General features: G+C 47.9%; 1 protein-coding gene. It reads right to left on the bottom strand.

Annotated elements, in window-relative coordinates; all coding sequences use genetic code 11:
• Positions 1–182: 182 nt before the first annotated feature.
• The coding region (locus tag EI28_RS12965) for a hypothetical protein (RefSeq protein WP_048115501.1) at positions 183–772 on the bottom strand (590 nt) is incomplete at its 5' end.

The raw sequence follows: 772 nt of genomic DNA, 5'->3' as shown, positions 1-772 counted from the left end.
TAAAGGAGATGCTCAAAAAGTCTGAAAAATAAGGATGGAAGGGGCTATCTTAGTACTCTTTAGTTACGATAGTCCGTGCTGGATGAGGAGTCATACGAAGGGTTTCTGTTCCATCAGGAGTGAAGATAGTCTGATTGGCATAAGGTCTCACTTATGGGATGCGAAAAAGGCTTAATAGTCAGTCAGGGATCTGATCTCTCTCCTTCAACGGAGGTATCATCTTTTTTGGGAAATTGGGACAGCGTGGATTGATTCCTCATGGCATTCTTCCGGTAGTCCTCAAGTGCGAGTTTCTCTCCCTCTGCGCTGGCTTTCTCATCGACCCACCTATCAATAAATTTTGCATCGATATTCTCAAGAACGGCACGGAGTTTAGATCCCCGGCAGTTGAGCCGGATAGCATCGGCGCCGACTTCGTCGAATAGTTGATACTTCTGCCCGTATTCGAGGACAATTCGTAACTTCTCCATCACCATCCGCTTCTTCTGATCTTCTGAAACGCCCAGAGAGACGTTATTCATCAAGGTCGAGAGCACTGCGCTTTTCTGGATGATCTTCGGATCTTCGATACCATCTTCGAACAGGTTCTTTCGGTAGCATTCCCCGATAATTGCCAGCTGGATGAGCCGGTAAGGGTTCGTCGAGTAACAGTAAGGGAGTTCATACTGCTGGTGGAGGTCCTGATCGCCGAAACCCGCCTGCAGCATCTCATTTAATGCCGAATTCTCATGCGAGCATTCGAGGAGAAGTTGTATCAGTTGAGACCGCGGGG

Source organism: Methanoculleus sp. MH98A, assembly GCF_000691865.1.
In the GTDB taxonomy this organism is placed as follows: Archaea; Halobacteriota; Methanomicrobia; order Methanomicrobiales; family Methanoculleaceae; genus Methanoculleus.
The sequence above is the reverse complement of the archived record's forward strand: the minus strand, read 5'-3'. Positions and strand labels throughout refer to the sequence as shown.